This is a genomic window from Bradyrhizobium sp. 604_D8_N2_3, from assembly GCF_051810765.1.
Taxonomy (GTDB): domain Bacteria; phylum Pseudomonadota; class Alphaproteobacteria; order Rhizobiales; family Xanthobacteraceae; genus Bradyrhizobium; species Bradyrhizobium barranii.
Genome location: NZ_JBPWPM010000001.1, coordinates 7,915,908 through 7,935,032 on the forward strand (window position 1 = coordinate 7,915,908; position 19,125 = coordinate 7,935,032).

The window sequence follows — 19,125 nt, forward strand, 5'->3', positions numbered from 1 at the left end:
GAACCGTAGATGGCCTCCCCTTTCCCCGAACGCCGCTTGGCGCGGCTACGCCAGATCTGGCGACAGCCGTTCGCGCTCGGCTTGATGGGGATCGTGCTGTGCGGCTGCTCCTTCGACCTCGGCTCCATGATGCCCGAGAAGGAGAAGCCGCAGGAGGCGCCCAAGGCGGCTGCGACGGCCGCCGACAGCGCGGTCAGCGCCGGCAATGTCAGCGAGGCCCAGGCTCACACCGCAAAAGGCCAGACCCTGGCAAAGGCGGGGGAGACGGCTGGCGCGCTGGACGAGTTCAACCGGGCCGTCGCACTCGATCCCTACAACGCACAGGCACTTTATGGTCGCGCCCTGATCTATCAGGGCAACAACGAGCATAATTTCGCCATCGCCGATTTCAGCGCCGCCAACGGGCTCAATCCGCAAAAGGTCGAGCCGTTGCTCGGCCGCGCCATCAGCTATCTCGCCATCGGCAAGGTCAAGGAAGCGGCGGCCGATCTCGATGAGGCCTCCGAGGTCGATCCGCACAACGCGCAGGTGTGGACCACGCGCGGACAGGCCTATGAGCGGCTGGGTGACAAGGCCAAGGCGGCCACATCCTACAACAAGGCGGTCGCGCTACGTCCACGCGACGATACCGCCCGCAGCGGTCTCGCCCGCGTCGGCGGCTGACAGCGCGGCTAGAGCTGCTCGTTTTGACGCGTTTTCTTCACGCGAAGCGATGTCCACGTCGCTCGAAGACGCTCCCAGCCACCGCCTTAATCGGGGGTGGCGCTCTTCGGCAGGACGGAGTGGAACATCGACTTCATGCCCGACAGCATCTCGTCGGCGACATTGGTCTTCTTCGGCCGCGGCATGGTCGCGCCGGCATCGGCACGCAGGTCGAGTGGCGGCGCGATCACCGGCACCGGAATGTCGGCCGGCGGCGTCATCCGGTTCGGATCGTCGTTGCCGATCGAGGCGGTGTAGGGCGGATTGACCGGCGACGCGCCGCCATTGCCATAGGCTTCGGACGAAGGCGTCGACACCGTGATCGGCGGCGGCAGCGGACGGAGCGCGGACGGCTCAGCAGGAATGACGCGCGGGGCTTCCGGGGTGCGGGAGGCTTCCCGAACCGCAGGCTCCAGCGATCTCTCGACCGACTTGGTTTCAGCCGGCCGGGCTTCGGAAGGCTTGCTCTCGGAAGACTTGGTTTCGGAAGATCTGGCCTCGGCGGCCTTGCCCTCAGGCGACTTGCGCAGGCGCTCGATCGCGGCGCGCGCGAGATCGTTGGCGTCGGGCGTCGCAGCCGGGGACGCCGGTGCCGAATTGGCCTCGACCACCGGGGTGGTGGCGGGAGCCGTGACAGCCGGAGCGGACTTGGCGGCCGCCTTCTCACGCGCCGGGTTGCGGCCGCGCGGGCCGGCCTCGGCGGGAGCAACGTCCGCGGCCTTGGTCTCGGCCGGGTGTTCGCCGGATTTGTCGGCCGGCTTCTCGGCCGCCGCCTTGTCGGTCACGCTCTTCTCGGAGACGCCTTTGGCCTTGACGCCGGGCGCCGGGAGGTTGGCCACATCGGAGGGCTTGCCGCTCTTGCCGGCATCGGCAGGCGCCACCACGGCCGCGGGGGCATCGGCCGCCGGCTTGGCGTTGATGTAGTGGTTAACGATGTACGCCCCGATGATCGTCGCGAGCACCGAGGGGAGAATATCCATCGAGATTTTAGCGAGGTATTTCAGCATTTCTCGGCCACTCCCCGCGCGATCAGATGCGGGAACTTTGGGGCATTGTAAGGGATCAACTGCGACGGATCGATGGCAAAGGGTTCGCCCGCCTTACGGCTTCAGCTCGATCTCAAGGAACACGATCTCGGTTGAGGTTTCGTTAAGTACGTCGTGTTGGACGCCGGCCTTGCGAAAGTAAGATTTTCCGGCCGCGAGCTGCGCCTTGGAACGCTCGCCGCCGGGCGCCACGATGGTCATCTCGCCGGCGACGACGGGAACAATGACATAGTCCATGCCGTGGGTGTGATGCCCGGTCGCGCTGCCCGGGGCGAGCCGCCACTCGGTCACCCGGACCTGCTCGTTGTCGACCTGAACCTCGGATTTGGCGGCAAGCATCGGGAATTTCCTTCTACGGCACGAAAACCATGAACACGTAGACGGCAAATACCACCATATGGACCAGCCCGAACAGGACATTGGTCCTGCCGGTGCCGAAGGTCAGCATGCTCAACAAGAATGTCAGGAACAGGAGTGCGGTGTTCGCCGGGTTCAGGCCCAGCACGAGCGGCTGGTCGAGCAGGTAGGTGGCGATCCCGACCGCCGGAATGGTCAGGCCGATGGTTGCGAGCGAGGACCCGAGCGCCAGGTTGATGCTCTTCTGGAGGTCGTTCTTGCGCGCCGCCGCAATCGCCGAGACACCCTCCGGCATCAGGATCAGGAGGGCGACGAGGAGGCCCGCGAACGCCGGCGGGGCGCCGATCTGAACGGCGACCGCGTCCACCACCAGCGAGAACTTCTTGGCGAGGAGGACGACCGCCAGCAGCGAGATCAGCAGCAGCACGATGCTGAGCACCAGCATTCTGCCCGACAAATGCGCCTCCCCGCCCTCGCCGTCCGCCCTCTCGTGGACGAAGTAGTCCTTGTGCAGGACGGTCTGGGTGTAGAGGAACACGCCGTAGAGCACGATCGTTGCGAGATCGACGAAGCCGAGCTGGAGCGTCGAATAGATCGGGCCCGGCGTCGTCAGCGTGTAGTTGGGCATGATCAGGGTGATGGTTGCCATCGCAATCAGCACGCTGAGATAGACGTTGGCGCCCGAAACCTGAAAGCCCTGCTCGCGATAGCGCATGCCGCCGATGAAGACGCAGAGGCCGACGAGGCCGTTGCAGACGATCATCACGACGGCGAACACGGTATCGCGGGCGAGCTCCGGAGCCGGCTTGTCGCCCAGCATGATCGTGGTGATCAGCGCGACCTCGATGATGGTCACCGCCAGCGTGAGCAGCAGCGTGCCGTAGGGCTCGCCGATGCGCTCCGCGATCACCTCGGAATGATGAACGGCCGCGAACACGGTGCCGAACAGGATCACCAGCAGCACGATCGCGAACAGGGCTCCGCCCGCCGTTAGCGTAAAGCTGTAGCCGGTCGCGGTCACGATCAGGAACAGCAGCACCGCAAGAGCGGGGAAGATCCAGGACGACCGCGGCATCGGTCCGTGTGCGCTCATGCTGGCGATTCCTTCAAATGGGAGACCGATTATGCGCGAGAAGATCGCGTCCGTCAGCCCTCAGGACCCATTGATGAAGTTTCGCGCGATCTCGATGGCGCCAAAGCTGCCGAGATCGTCGTGCCCGCCGCCGGGAATGCGGACGAACTGCTTCGGCTCGCGGGCCAGCGCAAACAATTTCTCGCCGAATGCGATCGGGATGGTCTGGTCCTGCGCGCCATGCATGATCAGGAGCGGCGCCGTGACGCGTGCGATGCGCTCATCCGAGTGGAAGGGGTCGCGGATCAGGAGGCGAACCGGAGCGAACCAGAAATGCGCGGCGGCGACGTCGGCGATCGACGTATAGGGCGCCTCGAGGATCAGCTTCCCAACCGGATGTTCGGAGGCGATGGCGACTGCAACGCCGGTCCCGAGCGAGAAGCCCCAGGCGACGAGGCGCCGGGCGTCATAACGCGCCGTCGCGAACGCGTACGCAGCCGCGCCATCGCGCAGCAGGCCATCTTCGCCCGGTGCGCCGCTGGAGCCCGCGTAACCGCGATAGGACAGCGCGACAAGACCGGTGCCGTCAGCCGTGATCGCCTTGAAGCGGCCGGCAAGGCCGGCGAGAGAATCGCCGTTGCCGTGGAAGAACAACACCACGGCACGGCCAGGCTTTGGCGGCACGTGCCAGACGATGACCTTCTCGCCGTCAGACGTCGTCAGGACATGCTCTTCGGCGTCTGGAAGTCCCGCGGCAGCGGGCGCCGTGCGCTCGGCCGTCGGTATCGGAAACAGCATGGCGCGCTGTTTGGCAAACAGCAGGACGAGACCGGCGAGGTAGCCGGCCGCAAGGATGGTGGCGGTCCATTTCAGGAATGTCATCGCGGCCCGCCATTCCGGAGTTCAGGACTTGCGGCGGCTCTTGAGCAGCTTGAGGACGTTCGGCCGGATGCCCAAGGGAATCTCGCGGCAGCCGCACGCCGCCGCATGGGCGACGTGCCATGCGACACGCTGCTCGCGTGTCGCCTTCGGTGGCATGCGATGGGACCGGTGCCACTCCTTGTTCAGGGCCACGGTCCGCTCGCCTTCCCGCGCTACATCGCCTTGACGATGTTCTCGGTGACCTTCTTGGCGTCGCCGAGCAGCATCATGGTGTTGTCGCGATAGAACAGCGGATTGTCGATACCGGCATAGCCCGAGGCGAGCGAGCGCTTGATGAACATCACGGTGCCGGCCTTCCAGACCTGGAGGACGGGCATGCCGTAGATCGGCGAGGTCTTGTCCTCTTCGGCCGCCGGGTTGGTGACGTCGTTGGCGCCGATCACGAAGGCGATGTCGGCCTGCGCGAATTCGGAATTGATGTCCTCAAGCTCGAACACCTCGTCGTAGGGGACGTTGGCCTCGGCGAGCAGCACGTTCATGTGGCCGGGCATGCGGCCCGCGACCGGATGAATGGCGTACTTCACCTCGACGCCTTCCTTCTTCAGGATGTCGCCCATTTCGCGCAGCGCGTGCTGGGCCTGCGCCACTGCCATGCCGTAGCCGGGCACGATGATGACCTTCTGCGCGTTCTTCATGATGAAGGCGGCGTCGTCGGCCGAACCGAGCTTGGCGGGCTTCTGCTCGCCGCCGCCAGCGCCGGCCGCGGCGGTCTCGCCGCCGAAGCCGCCGAGGATGACCGAGATGAAGGACCGGTTCATCGCGTGGCACATGATGTAGGACAGGATCGCACCCGACGAGCCGACCAGCGCGCCGGTGATGATCAGCGCGGAATTGCCCAGCGTGAAGCCGATGCCGGCCGCGGCCCAGCCGGAATAGGAGTTCAGCATCGAGATCACGACCGGCATGTCGGCGCCGCCGATCGGGATGATCATGAGCACGCCGAGCGCCAGCGCGATGATGACGATCAGCCAGAAGTCCAGCGCGCTGCCCGACATCACCAGCCCGACGATGAAGACGACGAGCAGAACTGCGAGCACGATATTGATGGCGTGGCGGAACGGCAGGATGATCGGCGCGCCGCTCATGCGCGCGGACAGCTTCAGGAACGCGATCACCGAGCCGGTGAAGGTCAGCGCGCCGATGGCGACGCCGAGCGACATCTCGACCAGGCTCTGCGGATGGATGTTGCCGGGGGTGCCGATGTCGAAGGCTTCCGGCGCGTAGAACGCACCGGCGGCGACCAGCACCGCGGCCATGCCGACCAGCGAGTGGAAGGCGGCGACCAGTTCCGGCATCGAGGTCATCGGCACGCGGCGGGCAATCACCGCACCGATCGCGGCACCGATGGCGATGCCGACGATGACGAGCACCCAGGCGAGGCCGTCTGCCGGCGGATGGTTGGCGAGCGTGGTGGCGACCGCGATCGCCATGCCGATCATGCCGAACAGATTGCCCTGGCGCGACGAAGCCGGGCTCGACAGCCCGCGTAGCGACAGGATGAACAGCACTCCCGCCACGAGATACAAAAATGCAGAGAGGTTGGCGCTCATCTCAGGTCCCCATTGATCCCATCAGCCCGAGGTGGCCGCTTACTTCGACTTCTTCTTGTACATCGCCAGCATGCGCTGGGTGACAAGGAAGCCGCCGAAGATGTTGATGCAGGCGAAGATCAGCGCGACGAAGCCGAAGGCGCGTGCCCAGCCCGAGCCGCTCGAGACATTGGCGACGCCGCCGGCGAGCAGCGCGCCGACCACGATCACCGAGGAGATCGCGTTGGTCACGCTCATCAGCGGCGTGTGCAGCGCCGGCGTCACCGACCACACCACGAAATAACCGACGAAGACGGCGAGGACGAAGATCGACAGCCGAAAGATGAAGGGGTCGACGACCTGTGCTGCATGCTCCATGGCGGCTCTCCTTAAACCTTCGGCTGGAAGTTCGGGTGGATCACCGCGCCGTCCTTGGTCAGGGCGGTGGCCTTGACGAGCTCGTCGTCCCAGTTCACGGCGAGCTTCTTCTCTGTCTTGTCGACCATGGTCTCGATGAAATTGAACAAATTGCGCGCGTAGAGGCTGGAGGCCGAGGCCGCGACGCGGCCGGCGACGTTGGTGTAGCCGACGATCTTGATGCCATCGACGTCGGCGACCTCGCCCGGCCTTGCGCCCTCGACATTGCCGCCGCGCTCGACGGCGAGATCGACCAGCACCGACCCCGGCTTCATCGACTTGACCATTTCAGCACTGATGAGCTTCGGCGCCGGCCGGCCCGGAATGAGCGCAGTGGTGATGACGATGTCCTGCTTCTTGATGTGCTCGGCGGTGAGCGCGGCCTGCTTGGCCTGGTACTCCTTGGACATTTCCTTGGCGTAGCCGCCGGCGGTCTGCGCGTTCTTGAACTCCTCGTCCTCGACGGCGAGGAACTTCGCACCGAGCGATTCCACCTGCTCTTTCGTCGCGGGCCGCACGTCGGTCGCGGTGACGATGGCGCCGAGACGGCGCGCGGTCGCGATCGCCTGGAGGCCGGCAACGCCGACGCCCATCACGAACACCTTTGCGGCGGGCACGGTGCCGGCGGCGGTCATCATCATCGGGAAGGCGCGGCCGAAGGCCTCGGCCCCCTCGATCACGGCGCGGTAGCCGGCAAGGTTCGCCTGCGACGACAGCACGTCCATCACCTGCGCACGGGTGATGCGCGGCATCAGTTCCATCGCGAAGGCGGAGACGCCGGAATCGGCGATCGTCTTCAGCGCGGCCTCGTTGCCGTAGGGGTCCATGATGGCGATGACGAGCGCACCGCGCTTGTACTGTGCGAGCTCGGAGGCTTCGGGACGCTTCACCTTGATGATGATGTCGGCGTCCTTCAGCGCATCGGCGCTGACGGTGGCGCCCACGGCGGTGAATTCGGAATCCGGCAGGCCCGATTTGAGGCCGGCGCCCGGCTCGACGGCGATCTCGGCGCCCAACGCCTTGAACTTCTTCACCGTATCAGGCGAAGCGGCAACACGCGGCTCCGACGGATCGATTTCCTTGGCAACGGCGATCTTCATAGGCCCTCCGGCGACGCGGGACAGCGCGCGCGCAAACTTAAGCGTTACTCCCGCAGCGTTCGATACCGGTTTTGAGACCGGCTTGGATGCAAGTTTTGTAGGCGGCAGCTGCTGCTGACGTGTGCAGCTGCCGATAGGTCAGGTCAGGAAGATCGCCATCAGGATCACGATGAGCGCGACCGAGGCCGTGCCGTACTTCACCAGCTTGATGAAGCCCTCATAGGTCTGCTCGTGGGCAACGTAGTCGTTGCCGTCGGCGGTGGTGTACGCCACTTCGCTATGGTCAGCCATGTATTGTCCCCAGTCGAAAGTCGAATTCTTGGGCTGGGATACCGCAAACCTTCGGGCAGGGCAACGGCACCGATGGCCGGTTTTCGGGCAAATCAGGTGATTTGGAATTCCGATTGCCGGGAATCCGGCTGTCGCGCTGCTCAGCCCTGATCGATCATCGTGGCGGTGACGCTCGCAGTTTGCCGCCGAGGTACCGGAAGACCGAGCGCCTCGCGGACCGCGTCGATCGCCGGCTCGCCCGCTTCAGTGAATCGGGCCATATGCGGATCGACGCCGGCCCCGACCGCGACCGGATTGTCCCCGGACAGGAAACCGTGCGCCATGTGGAAGCCCAGCGCGCGGTAGACCTCGAACTGCTCCTCCGAGAAGAACTGGTCACCCGTGGTCTCGTGCGGGAAGCGGTCGTTTCGCCGCGCGTAGTCCCGGATGTAGTCGTTCTCGTCGCCATTGAGCGACGATTTGACGTAAACGAGATAACCCTGCTCGTCGCCTCCATAGTCGATGGTGCCGATCGCGACGTGGACGTGGTCTCGGGCAATGTCGTCGCGCTCGTCGGCCGCGCCGGGATCACCCGCCTTGTCGGCATTGCGCGCCATCAGCGCACGCGTGCGCTCGCGAATCGGCGTCCATGGCAGGTCGATGCGGACGCCGAGATCGATGCGGGCGTAACGCTGCAACGTCATCAGGGAACCGAAATTCATCGGCGCATCGGCTTCCGCATCGACCGCGATGATCACCTTGCAGCGGCGGCGCAACAGCTCGTAGACGCCGAGATTCTCGATATGACCGCCGTCCGTCAGATAGACGCTGTCGCTGTTCTCGTACAGGCGCCCCGAGATCTCCGACCAGAAATAGATCGGCGTGGAGCGGCGCTGCGGCCGGACACGCTCATCGACGTAACGCGGGTTCTTCAGCCAATAGCCGAGCCGGACGTTGAGGAGCGCAAGCGTGGGCGTCAGCGCCTTGATCGAGCTCGAACCCATGTTCGAGGAGGCCGCGGCTCCGGAAATCGCCATTGCGGTGGCGAGATCGAGACTTTGCTCGTCGTCCTGCACCAGAGCGGTGGGCGCATAGCCCGTCGCCTCGCTGCCGACGTTCAGGGCGGAGAACACGAAGAAGTCCGCGTTGCGTCCGCGCCGGTTGGCAAAGTCGGAGCCTTGAATATTCAGCGCCGTATTGATGAGCTGATAGGGCGCGTGCAGCTTCGGCTTAGCCGGCTGCCCTGGAGTCCGGGCCGTCGCGGCCGGAGCCGCGTAGAGATCCGTCAGCTTCATGCGGTCGAGCGCCTTGAAATCGCGCCCCTGGTCGAGACTGGCTTCGGCGGGCGCGACGCGCCCGTCGGCCGAACGCGTCGGATCGAACAGGAAGGCCTTGCTCAGGCGATCGCGATAGAGCCGGTGCAACGAGTTCGCATTCGGCGTCAGGCAGAACGAGATGGCGAACAGCAGCACGCCGGCGAACGTGTAGAGGATCACCATGTGCAGACTGTAGGAGTAGGCGAGCTCCGAAGCGTTCCCTTGGAACAGGCTGGGAAAACGCACCTGAACCACCTGCCCCGCTTTCTGAGCCAGAAACAGGAGCCAGGCGGGCGTGTGCCAGGTCGGCGTCAACTGCTCGGCATCTGCCACGACCTGCGGTGCGGCTTTCGGCGTGATTTCCGCCGACAAGGTCCCCTTGCTGACATCGAACTGAATCCTGCCTGCGAGGCTTCCGGACGGCGCGTTCGATTTGGCATTGACCAGGCACTCTCGCTGGGAGGTTGCGCCCATGACGGACGGACACCTCTCGAACAGGTCGTTGGCGATGCCCCAATAGGACAGATAGAGGTATGCGACCCAGATGACGAGCGGAAGCGCAAGACCCGCGATCCATAGCGCGACCTTGGCGACGACCGCGAGCACAAGCGAACCCCATTGCGAGGATGCGCTGTTGCCCTTCAGCAATTCCACGAATTGCTGCCTGAACGCGGTGACGAAGACGCCGATTGGCGCAGCCACCGCCGCGAGCGACTTGATCCAGGTGATCGCAACCGCAGCAGCCGGTCCACCGATTGCGCTGCTCTCGGCGACATCGAACATCTGCTCCAGCATGAAGGGTTGAAACTCGAAGAAGGCGATCACCGCCAGCAGCACCAGGAAGGTCGCGCCCATGCTCGGCCAGTGCGAACGGAACTCCTGCCGCTTGCCGGGGCTCGCGAGCGACTGCTTGAGCGCCCATCCGAAGAACAGGACGCCGCCGATGATTGCGATCGACAGGCTCAGCGCAAAATGCTGGACCTTGAGAAACCTCGCGAAGTCGCACGCGACGCCCAGCAACAGCGCGATCCCGCCAATATAGGCGAACACGACACTGGGACCGCTGCCGCGGACCGAGCGGGAGGTGAAATAGGCGAGCCCGCTGCAAGCGAACATCACCAGCGCGACGACCAGGCCGAATGTGCTGAAACCGTAACGATCGATGTCGCTGAAATCATGCAGCTCGCACAACGACCTGTTGTTGAGACTGATGCCGAAGATGTTCGCATCCGTCAGGCAGCTCCGTAGCGGCGTCGACCAGATGGTGACGGCGGCAAGCAGCAGCACGATGGGTAACGTCAACCCGATATTGGCGACCAGTCCCCGCACGACGATCGCAACTCCGGTCAGAAGATCGCGGGCACCGGCGGGGATCAGATAGTTGGAATAGTTGCGCAGGTGTCCGACCGACGGCGTATCGCTGATCTCGGCGGACGTGACGGTTCCGCCGGCGGGTCTCTCGCCGAACACAAAGCGCCGTGCGGTTGTCATGGTGGCGCTGAGCGAGGTGCCGATATAGCCGCCGCCCGACACGGTGGAGAGATAGTCGATCCGGCCGATCAGGTTGTGGTGGTTCAGTGCCTGGAGCACGCCGAGGCAAACGGCCGACGAGCGAATGCCACCGCCGGACAACGCAAGCCCTGTGACGTCGAGCAACTGGCAGGGTTGCAGGCCATCGGCATCGAGGCGCCGTTCCGGCTCGCGGCGGGTGTTGATCGCCTCGATCTCATCGCAGACGATCTGATGGTGCTTCTCGCACCAGGGCGTTTCCTGATCGACGGCGGCAGCATTTCTCGCCATCGGAACCGGCGTGGCGGGCCCTTGATGGAGCATGGGTGCCTCCCCAGGGAGAAACCGATCAATCCACAATCAATAGTAGAAAATCATCTTTCGAGTATCTGTTGAGTTAGTCTTGCGGGCCGCGCGAACGTTCAATCGCACGTAGCAAATTGCCGGCCTCCGCCGCGAAGGTCGCCCGCGCGCATGGATGGAACTGGGGGCCACAAAAACTTGCGACACCCGCATTCCGTGCGCCGGGAAGGAACTCGCGCTTCGCCTCAGCCCATCGCCTCGAGCTCGTCGATCATCCCGGCGATGACCGAGAGACCGCCGTCCCAGAATTTGGGATCCTTGGCATCGAGTCCGAACGGTCGCAGCAGCTCGGAATAATGCTTGGTGCCGCCGGCGGCGAGCATGTCGAGGTAGCGCTCGGCAAAGCCCTCGGCCGCATTCTCGTAGACGGCGTAGAGCGAGTTCACGAGACAATCACCGAAGGCATAGGCGTAGACGTAGAACGGCGAGTGGATGAAGTGCGGGATGTACATCCAGTAGTTCTCGTAGCCCGCCTTGATCTCGATCGCCGGCCCGAGGCTCTCGCCCTGCACCGACAGCCAGATCTCGCCGAGCCGCGTCGCGGTGAGCTCGCCGTTCTTGCGCTCGGTGTGGACCGCGCGCTCGAACGAATAGAACGCGATCTGCCGCACCACGGTGTTGATCATGTCCTCGACCTTGCCGGCGAGCAGCGCCTGGCGCTGCCGGGCGCTCTTGGTCTGCGCCAGCAGCCGCCGGAAGGTCAGCATCTCGCCGAACACGCTCGCGGTCTCGGCCAGCGTCAGCGGCGTCGGCGCCATCAGCGCGCCGTTCTTCGCGGCCAGCACCTGGTGCACGCCATGGCCGAGCTCATGCGCGAGCGTCATCACGTCGCGCGGCTTGCCCTGGTAGTTCATCAGCACGTAAGGATGCGCCGACGGCGTGGTCGGATGCGAGAACGCGCCCGGCGCCTTGCCCGGACGCACCGGCGCGTCGATCCAGCGATCGGTGAAGAAGCGCTCGGCGATATCGGCCATTTTTGGCGAGAAGCCGCGATAGGCCGTCAGCACCATGTTGCGCGCATCGGGCCAGCCGATGACGCCGGTCGCGGCGAACGGCAGCGGCGCGTTGCGGTCCCAATAAGCCAGCCGCTTCTTGCCGAACCACTTCGCCTTCAACGCATAGTAGCGATGCGACAGCTTTGGATAGGCCGCGCGCACCGAGGCGACCAGCGCGTCCACCACCTCGCGCTCGACGCGATTGCTCAGATGCCGAGAATCCGCGACGTCCTTGAACCCGCGCCAATTGTCGGAGATGTCCTTGTCCTTGGCGAGCGTGTTGGTGATCAGCGCAAAGGTGCGTTCATTGGCCTTGAAGGTTTTGGCCAGCGCTTCGGCCGCAGCCTTGCGCTTTGTGCCGTCACGGTCCTGCAGGAAATTGAGCGTCGGCTCGATCGCGAGCTCTTTGGCGCCGACCTTGAAGCGCAGGCCCGAGATGGTCTGATCGAACAGCCGGTTGAAGGCGGAATAGCCGGTTTGCGACTTCTCCAGGAAGAGCTGCTCGAGCTTGTCGTCGAGCTGGTACGGCTTCTCCTTGCGCAGATCCTCGATCCAGGGGCGGTAATGCGCGAGCTCGGCGGCCTGCATCGCGCGGTTCAAAATATCGTCATCGACGCGGTTGAGCTCGAGCGCGAAGAACAGGAGATGCGTGGACGCCGCCGTCAGCCGCTCCGAGACATCGCCGTAAAACTTTGAAATCTTGGGATCAACGCTGTCGCCGGCATGGACGAGGCCGGCATAGGAGCCGAGACGGCCGGCGAGATCGTCGATCGCCTCATAGCGTCGCACCGCCTCGGCGAGCCATTTTCCGCCATCTTCGTTTGCTGTCCCTGTGGCGAGCTTGCCCCTGTAGTCGGTCTCGAACGCGACGCAATCGGCGTCCATCCTTTCGAGATCGCGCGCCACTTCCGGCGCATCGATCCCGGAATAGAGGTCGGCGAGGTTCCACTCCGGAAGCCTGCCGGTCTTGCCCGCAGGCTTTGCGGGCAAAGATTTGGAGGACTTTGCCTTGGCGGCGGATTTCCTGGTGCTTGGCTTGCGGAGAGCGGGCTTGCTGGAGGCAGATTTCTTGAGAGCAGATTTGGAGCGCGAATTCATTGTGTGGGAAACCTGTGTTCAACAAGCGCAACGGCGGGCGGGGGCATCAAGGTTTAAGAGTGCGTTAATCGGCTTCGGCCAGAGTGACCCGATTCGAGACAGATAGTAGTAGCGTGCGGGGAACACCATGGCTGCCTGTATTTTGATCGCCGACGACGACGCAGTAGCCCGCCGGCTGGTCGAGAACATGGTGCAGAAATGCGGCTATGAGACGGTCGTCGTGGACTCCGGCGACGCCGCGATCGCCGCCCTCACCGCCCCCGATGCACCGGCGATCGACGCCGTCATCCTCGATCTCGTGATGCCCGGCCTCGACGGCATGGGCGTGCTGGCGAAAATCCGCGAGGCCGGCCTCGGCGTCCCCGTCATCGTGCAGACCGCCCATGGCGGCATCGACAACGTGATCTCGGCGACGCGCGCGGGCGCGGCCGATTTCGTCGTCAAGCCGGTTGGCTTGGAGCGGCTCCAGGTCTCTCTGCGCAACGCACTCAATGCCTCCGCGCTCAAGGGCGAGTTGCAGCGCATCCGTCACAGCCGCGAGGGCCGGCTGACTTTCTCCGACATCATCACCCGCGCCGAGGCGATGGCGGCCGTGATGCGCGCCGCGCAGAAGGCCGCGGGCTCGTCGATCCCTGTGCTAATCGAGGGCGAGTCCGGCGTCGGCAAGGAGATGTTCGCACGCGCCATCCATGGCAGCGGCGAGCGCAAGGCGAAGCCGTTCGTCGCGGTCAATTGCGGCGCGATCCCCGACAATCTGGTCGAGTCGATCCTGTTCGGCCACGAGAAGGGCGCCTTCACCGGCGCCACCGAACGGCACACCGGCAAGTTCGTCGAGGCTCATGGCGGCACGCTGTTCCTGGACGAGGTCAGCGAGCTGCCGCTCACCGCACAGGTCAAGCTGCTGCGCGCACTTCAGGAAGGCGCGGTCGAAGCGGTCGGCGGACGCAAGCCGTTGAAGGTCGACGTCCGGATCATCTCCGCGACCAACCGCAGGCTGCTGGAGCGGGTGAAGCAGGGCCATTTCCGCGAAGATCTGTTCTATCGCCTCCACGTGCTGCCGCTGACGATCCCCTCGCTGCGGGCGCGGCGTGAGGACATCCCGTATCTGCTCCGGCATTTCCTGGCGCGCTTTGCCGCCGAGGAGAATCGCCTCATCACCGGCATCAGCGGCGAGGCCGTGGCGCACCTCGCCCAGCTCGACTGGCCCGGCAACATCCGCCAGCTCGAAAACGCGGTCTACCGCGCGGTGGTGATGAGCGAGGGCGACCAGCTTGACCTTGCCGACTTCCCCCTGCTCACCTCGCAGCCGCATCTCGAGACCGACATCCCGACCGCGCCGCTGATGCTCGAGCCGATCGCGGCGCCCTCGGTGGTGTCGGGTGGTGAAATACCGATCGCGCCGCTGCCGCTGGCGGGGACCCTTTCCATGCTGACCCCCACCGGCGACGTCCGCCCGCTGGACGACATGGAGAACGAGATCATCCGCTTCGCGATCTCGCATTATCGGGGGCAGATGTCCGAGGTCGCCCGCCGCCTCAAGATCGGCCGGTCCACGCTCTACCGCAAGCTCGACGAAGCCGGGGTTCCCGGACATGGCGGCAAAAGCGGTGAGGAGACGCCCTGAGCCTCATGCGAACGGAGGTTTGCCTGGCGTCGCGATGACGCCGCAAGCCCTTCGCATTACGGCAAAATCCGGCTGCGGCGTGAACCGTGACTTGGAAGTGACAGACACATGGAAAAGCGTCTGCCAAAGCCGCACAATCCGTTGCAAACGGGCTTTCTTGAAGTCAGTTTGTCGTGAGTTGTCCCGGGTAGCGCTGGCCGCCCAAACGGGGCCTGTATATCGTCTGCGTAGGATTCGTTCGTCCGCGTATGAATTGTTGCGTGCAGGCGTGCAACTTTCGAGCGGCCGGCGCAGTTTAGCCCGAAGCTCATTAGGCGATAATGAAGCTGTTCCACGAGGGACAGTTCACCCGAGGGGTGCGACACAATGCGTGACTGTTTGAACCACCGTGCGGGCTTTGACCGCGTCTTGATGACGGTCGCGGCGACCTTCCTCACGGTATCGGCCAGCTCGGCTCTGGCGCAGGATCAGGCGCGCAGCAGCGCCGCCGAACTCGCGATCGAAGCCGCGATCCCGCGCCCCGAGCCCGCAAACGTCCCGCCCCCGACCGCATCCGATATCAAGCTCGACACCACGGCGACGGTTCAGGACTCCGCAAAGGAGCCGGCCAAGGAACCGGTGAAGGCCGAAGCCGCACCGGCCCCCGACAAGGTCGAGACCAAGCCTTCCGACGTCGCCACCACGCCTGCAGCTGAGGCGCCGAAGAGCGAAACCGCCAAGATCGAGCCCGCCAAGACCGAGCCCGCGAAGTCCGAGGCCGCCAAGTCCGAGGCCGCGAAGACCGAGCCTGCCAAATCCGAACCGGCAAAGGCCGACACCGCGACGGCAACGCCGGCCGCGCCTGCGGCCCCCGCTGCGGCTCCGGCCGCCGAGCCGGTGAAGGCCGCGAGCAACGTTCCCGCCGCCGACCAGCCGGTCGCCGACAAGCTGAAGGACATCATCGGCGCCAAGACCTCGCGCCATTTCGACCGCAAGAACGAGCGCGCCGCGATCGAGAAGTTTTACGGTGCACGCGACTTCGCGCCGGTCTGGACCCAGGCCGGCAGCCTGACCGCTGCGGCCAAGGGCGTGATCACGCGGCTGAAGGATGCGGCCTCCGATGGCCTCAATCCCGCCGACTACCCGGTGCCGGATTTCGCCGCCGCCACGACGCCCGATGCGCTCGCTGATGCCGAGCTGAAGCTCACCGCCAGCATGTTTGACTATGCGCGCCAGGCCCAGAGCGGCCGCATGCACTGGTCGCAGGTCAGCGGCGACATCCTCTATCCCGAGCATCCGGTCGATCCGAGCGAGGTGCTCGCCAAGGTCACGACCGCAGCCGACGCCTCCGCAGCGCTCGACGGCTACAACCCGCCGCAGAAGCTCTACAAGGAGCTGAAGGCCAAGCTCGCCGAGCTGCGCGGCCAGGGCAGCGGCCCGGTGATCGAGATCGCCGACGGTCCGGCGCTGAAATACACCCCGGCCGGCAAGAAGCAGGCTGAAATCGTCGTTGACGATCCGCGCGTGCCGCAGCTCCGCGCCAAGCTCGGTCTCGCCGAGAACGCCAGCGACACCCGCTATGACGCCACCGTCGCCGAAGCCGTGCGCAAATTCCAGAGCGGCGCCGAAATGAAGGTAACAGGCATCCTCGACGACAAGACCGTCAAGGCGATCAACACGCCGAAGCGCGACAAGCAGATCGACGTTGTGCTGGTGAACATGGAGCGCTGGCGCTGGCTGCCGCGCGACCTCGGCGTCCCCTCGCTGGGCGATGCCTATGTCATCCTCAATATTCCTGACTACACACTGAAGGTGATGCAGCGTGGCCAGCAGGTCTGGACCACTCGCGTCGTCACCGGCAAGCCGGGCACGCATGCGACCCCGCTGCTCACCGAGACGATGAAATACATCACGGTCAATCCGACCTGGAACGTGCCGCCGTCGATCGTCTACAACGAATACCTGCCGGCGCTTCAGCAGGACCCGACCGTGCTCCAGCGCATGGGCCTCAAGCTCGAGCAGAACCGCGACGGCTCCGTGCACATCTCGCAGCCGCCCGGTGAAGCCAACGCGCTCGGCCGCATCCGCTTCAACTTCCCGAACAAGTTCCTGGTCTATCAGCACGACACGCCGGACAAGAACCTGTTCGCCAGGGACGATCGCGCCTTCAGCCATGGCTGCATGCGCGTGCAGAATCCGGATCAGTACGCCTCCGTGCTGCTCAACATCGCCATGCCGAACGAGAAGTACACGCCGGAGCGCGTGCGCAGCATGTACGGCAAGAGCGAGATCGACCTGAAATTCCCGACGCCGATCCCGGTCAACATCACCTATCAGACCGCGTTCGTGGACGATGGCGGCAAGCTGCAAATCCGCAAGGACGTCTATGGCCGTGACGCGACCATGATCAACATCCTGAAGAACAGCCGCGGCAAGGATCTCGAGAACGTCGTCGCACACTCCCAGCCGAGCTATTCGCGCCCGGCGACGACGCTGCCCTCGGGCGTTGCGGTCGCCAACAACGGTGGCAGCAGCTTCGGCTCGTCGGGTCCGAACTTCTTCGAGCGCCTGTTCGGGGCCCCGACCCCGCCGCCGGCTCCGGTCGGCCGCCGGCCGCAGCAGCAGCGGGTGTTTACCCGCTGAGGCCTCCCGACAGGGCTTTGCCGGAAATTCTCTAGTAAGATCAGCGACCTCATCCCCCTGGATGGGGTCGTTTAACGTTAACCATTCTCCACCCGAACTCCGGCAGCGGGCGTTTTTTTGCCACACTGAACCGCTTAGGTTCGTATTGTGACTTGGTTTGGGGTCGGGAAGGTCAACCTCGAATTAACCTTCTCGCTTTAAGAAAGCGTTCATCCTCTTTCGCGCGCTAACGGGGTTGCCGGGAGAGTCCATTTTGAACGCTCGTCGACTGGGTGGGCTCATTCGTGCTGACTGGTCTCGCACGCAAATTCGCAGTGCTGTCGTTGTCCCATGCGGGAGTGAAGGCCGGATCCCGGATCGGCCTCGCTTCCGCACTGCTGCTTGCTGCCGCGGGCTCGGTCCATGACGCCGCTGCGCTGAACGAGACCAAGACGCTCTCGTTCCACCACACCCATTCCGGCGAAGACCTCACCGTCACCTTCAAGCGCGACGGCCGCTTCGACGAGGCCGCGCTGAAGCAGCTCAACCACTTCCTGCGCGACTGGCGGACCCAGGACGAGACGGTCATGGACCGCCGCCTGTTCGACATCCTCTGGGAAGTCTATCGCGACGTCGACGGCAAGCAGCCGATCCAGATCATCTCCTCCTACCGCTCCCCCGCCACCAACGCGATGCTCCGCCGCCGCTCTTCGGGTGTGGCGCGCTTCAGCCAGCACATGCTGGGGCATGCGATGGACTTCCACATTCCGGGCGTGCCGCTGGAGCAGATCCGCTTCGCCGGCCTGCGCCTGCAGCGCGGCGGCGTCGGCTTCTATCCGACCTCCGGCTCGCCCTTCGTCCATCTGGATACCGGCAGCATCCGGCACTGGCCGCGCATGACGCATGACCAGCTCGCCCGCGTGTTCCCGGATGGCCGCACGGTCCACGTTCCGACCGACGGCACGCCGCTGAAGGGCTATGAGCTGGCCAAGGCCGACATCGAGCGCCGCGGCACCGGCGACGATTCCGGCAGCAAGCCGAGTTTCTTTGCCGCTCTGTTCAAGAGCAAGTCGGCTCCCGCCGCCACGAGCAGCGACGAGGATGACGAGGGCGCGCCCGCCCCGGCCGCGAAGCCTGTTGCGCCGACCGTGGTTGCCGCCGCGGCCAAACCGGCCGATCCGGTGCCGACACCGCGCGCCAAGCCGCAGATCGCCGCTGCGATCCAGCTCGCTTCGGCCGATGCGCAGCTCGTTGCACCGCCCAAGCCGAAGCCCGCGCCCGTGGCTGACAAGCCGGCAGCCGGCAAGCCCGAGACCCCGGCCGACATCATCAATGCCCGCGGCTTCTGGGATACCCCTGCGACCCCGCAGCAGGCGACGCCAGCTCAAGTGGCTGCGCTGAAGGCCCGCCAGGCGCTCGCCGCCGCCACCGAGCCGCAAGCGACCGCGAGCGTCTCCAGCGCGGCCTATCAGGCGCTGGCCTATGCGCCGGCGTCCGCCTCCCCGGTCGACCGCGCCAACGTCGTCGCCGCCTCCGCGCCGATCCCGCGCACAGGCCGCCCCGTTGCCGCGACGCGCGGCCTTGCGCCCGCGACCGAGATCAACACGGTGGTCGGCAAGAGCATCGACGGCAGGATCGCAACCGCGACCCGCCTCTCCGCCGCCAGGGGCGAGAGCATCTGGCTCAAGATCGTGATGCTGTCGCCGAGCGCCAGCCGCGCGATGTCGGTGACGCTGATGGGCGAGCTCGATACCGTTGCCCTGCGCGGCTATTTCGTCAAACCGCAGGCCGTAATCGCGATGGGCTTTGCCGACGATCCGATGCAGGGCCTGTCCTGCGACAGTTTTACGGGCAGCGCGACCGCGAAGCTCGAGACGACGTCGTTCGTGGTGCGCACCGCCGCGCTGCGCTGAGATCTTTCCCCTCACGCCGTTCGGTAGTCCCGCAAGCCGGGATGAAGCCAACGGGTCGGCGCGAAGCGCCGCCCGATGACAGGCTCCGCGCAATCCTGGGGCACGACAGCGCCACACGCTCAAGTGTCGTCCCGGCCTGGTGCGCATCTGCACTAAGGGAGATTCCCCCACTTCCAACGGGTAATCCACCCGGTATCGCTACGCATTCCAAACGCGCATTGTGGCAATGCGCCCAGAACGGACGCGATGACAAAGTCCGAGGACGCGATTG

At 65.1% G+C, this 19,125-nt stretch carries 15 protein-coding genes; 4 read left to right on the forward strand and 11 right to left on the reverse strand.

What is annotated here, in order from left to right; all coding sequences use genetic code 11:
- The first annotated feature begins 9 nt into the window (after window positions 1-9).
- The gene (locus tag AB7245_RS38020; protein WP_085400807.1) at window positions 10-663 is read left to right on the forward strand and encodes a tetratricopeptide repeat protein; all 654 of its coding nucleotides are present in this window, start codon (window positions 10-12) and stop codon (window positions 661-663) included.
- Window positions 664-749: 86 nt separating this feature from the next.
- On the opposite strand, the gene AB7245_RS38025 is transcribed toward AB7245_RS38020, so the two are convergent.
- The 11 genes from AB7245_RS38025 to AB7245_RS38075 form a co-directional block, all read right to left on the reverse strand.
- Complete coding sequence (locus AB7245_RS38025; RefSeq protein ID WP_085400808.1) at window positions 750-1,709, reverse strand: hypothetical protein; 960 nt, start codon at window positions 1,707-1,709, stop codon at window positions 750-752.
- Between the two features lie 93 nt (window positions 1,710-1,802).
- The gene (locus AB7245_RS38030; protein ID WP_014492439.1) at window positions 1,803-2,087 is read right to left on the reverse strand and encodes a cupin domain-containing protein; all 285 of its coding nucleotides are present in this window, start codon (window positions 2,085-2,087) and stop codon (window positions 1,803-1,805) included.
- A gap of 13 nt (window positions 2,088-2,100) precedes the next feature.
- Complete coding sequence (locus AB7245_RS38035; RefSeq protein WP_063981119.1) at window positions 2,101-3,198, reverse strand: calcium:proton antiporter; 1,098 nt, start codon at window positions 3,196-3,198, stop codon at window positions 2,101-2,103.
- A gap of 60 nt (window positions 3,199-3,258) precedes the next feature.
- A complete protein-coding gene (locus tag AB7245_RS38040; protein WP_085400810.1) occupies window positions 3,259-4,059 on the reverse strand; it encodes an alpha/beta hydrolase in 801 nt (266 codons plus the stop codon).
- A 21-nt stretch (window positions 4,060-4,080) separates the two neighbouring features.
- Window positions 4,081-4,251 (reverse strand): hypothetical protein, encoded by a 171-nt coding sequence (locus tag AB7245_RS38045; protein WP_201266166.1) that lies wholly within the window; start codon window positions 4,249-4,251, stop codon window positions 4,081-4,083.
- Window positions 4,252-4,271: 20 nt separating this feature from the next.
- Complete coding sequence (locus AB7245_RS38050) at window positions 4,272-5,669, reverse strand: NAD(P)(+) transhydrogenase (Re/Si-specific) subunit beta (RefSeq protein WP_085400812.1); 1,398 nt, start codon at window positions 5,667-5,669, stop codon at window positions 4,272-4,274.
- A 39-nt stretch (window positions 5,670-5,708) separates the two neighbouring features.
- The gene (locus tag AB7245_RS38055; protein WP_014492434.1) at window positions 5,709-6,026 is read right to left on the reverse strand and encodes a proton-translocating transhydrogenase family protein; all 318 of its coding nucleotides are present in this window, start codon (window positions 6,024-6,026) and stop codon (window positions 5,709-5,711) included.
- An 11-nt stretch (window positions 6,027-6,037) separates the two neighbouring features.
- Window positions 6,038-7,165 (reverse strand): Re/Si-specific NAD(P)(+) transhydrogenase subunit alpha, encoded by a 1,128-nt coding sequence (locus AB7245_RS38060; RefSeq protein WP_085400814.1) that lies wholly within the window; start codon window positions 7,163-7,165, stop codon window positions 6,038-6,040.
- 138 nt (window positions 7,166-7,303) lie between these two features.
- Complete coding sequence (locus AB7245_RS38065) at window positions 7,304-7,456, reverse strand: aa3-type cytochrome c oxidase subunit IV (protein ID WP_008136857.1); 153 nt, start codon at window positions 7,454-7,456, stop codon at window positions 7,304-7,306.
- Window positions 7,457-7,596: 140 nt separating this feature from the next.
- Complete coding sequence (locus AB7245_RS38070; protein WP_085400816.1) at window positions 7,597-10,584, reverse strand: cell division protein; 2,988 nt, start codon at window positions 10,582-10,584, stop codon at window positions 7,597-7,599.
- A 224-nt stretch (window positions 10,585-10,808) separates the two neighbouring features.
- The gene (locus AB7245_RS38075; RefSeq protein WP_085400817.1) at window positions 10,809-12,716 is read right to left on the reverse strand and encodes a M3 family oligoendopeptidase; all 1,908 of its coding nucleotides are present in this window, start codon (window positions 12,714-12,716) and stop codon (window positions 10,809-10,811) included.
- Window positions 12,717-12,843: 127 nt separating this feature from the next.
- On the opposite strand from AB7245_RS38075, the gene AB7245_RS38080 reads away from it, so the two are divergent.
- The 3 genes from AB7245_RS38080 (at window position 12,844) to AB7245_RS38090 (ending at window position 18,854) form a co-directional block, all read left to right on the forward strand.
- Window positions 12,844-14,340, forward strand: coding sequence for a sigma-54-dependent transcriptional regulator (locus AB7245_RS38080; protein ID WP_439035546.1), 1,497 nt, complete (start codon window positions 12,844-12,846; stop codon window positions 14,338-14,340).
- A gap of 366 nt (window positions 14,341-14,706) precedes the next feature.
- A complete protein-coding gene (locus AB7245_RS38085) occupies window positions 14,707-16,962 on the forward strand; it encodes a L,D-transpeptidase family protein (protein WP_085400821.1) in 2,256 nt (751 codons plus the stop codon).
- A 284-nt stretch (window positions 16,963-17,246) separates the two neighbouring features.
- A complete protein-coding gene (locus AB7245_RS38090; protein WP_245344057.1) occupies window positions 17,247-18,854 on the forward strand; it encodes a DUF882 domain-containing protein in 1,608 nt (535 codons plus the stop codon).
- Window positions 18,855-19,125: the final 271 nt, after the last annotated feature.

Coding starts and splice junctions, on each gene's coding strand:
- AB7245_RS38035 (WP_063981119.1), bottom strand. CDS start 3,198: ATGAGCGCACACGGACCGATGCCGCGGTCGTCCTGGATCTTCCCCGCT.
- AB7245_RS38055 (WP_014492434.1), bottom strand. CDS start 6,026: ATGGAGCATGCAGCACAGGTCGTCGACCCCTTCATCTTTCGGCTGTCG.
- AB7245_RS38065 (WP_008136857.1), bottom strand. CDS start 7,456: ATGGCTGACCATAGCGAAGTGGCGTACACCACCGCCGACGGCAACGAC.
- AB7245_RS38085 (WP_085400821.1), top strand. CDS start 14,707: ATGCGTGACTGTTTGAACCACCGTGCGGGCTTTGACCGCGTCTTGATG.
- AB7245_RS38060 (WP_085400814.1), bottom strand. CDS start 7,165: ATGAAGATCGCCGTTGCCAAGGAAATCGATCCGTCGGAGCCGCGTGTT.
- AB7245_RS38075 (WP_085400817.1), bottom strand. CDS start 12,716: ATGAATTCGCGCTCCAAATCTGCTCTCAAGAAATCTGCCTCCAGCAAG.
- AB7245_RS38030 (WP_014492439.1), bottom strand. CDS start 2,087: ATGCTTGCCGCCAAATCCGAGGTTCAGGTCGACAACGAGCAGGTCCGG.
- AB7245_RS38040 (WP_085400810.1), bottom strand. CDS start 4,059: ATGACATTCCTGAAATGGACCGCCACCATCCTTGCGGCCGGCTACCTC.
- AB7245_RS38020 (WP_085400807.1), top strand. CDS start 10: ATGGCCTCCCCTTTCCCCGAACGCCGCTTGGCGCGGCTACGCCAGATC.
- AB7245_RS38025 (WP_085400808.1), bottom strand. CDS start 1,709: ATGCTGAAATACCTCGCTAAAATCTCGATGGATATTCTCCCCTCGGTG.
- AB7245_RS38070 (WP_085400816.1), bottom strand. CDS start 10,584: ATGCTCCATCAAGGGCCCGCCACGCCGGTTCCGATGGCGAGAAATGCT.
- AB7245_RS38050 (WP_085400812.1), bottom strand. CDS start 5,669: ATGAGCGCCAACCTCTCTGCATTTTTGTATCTCGTGGCGGGAGTGCTG.
- AB7245_RS38080 (WP_439035546.1), top strand. CDS start 12,844: ATGGCTGCCTGTATTTTGATCGCCGACGACGACGCAGTAGCCCGCCGG.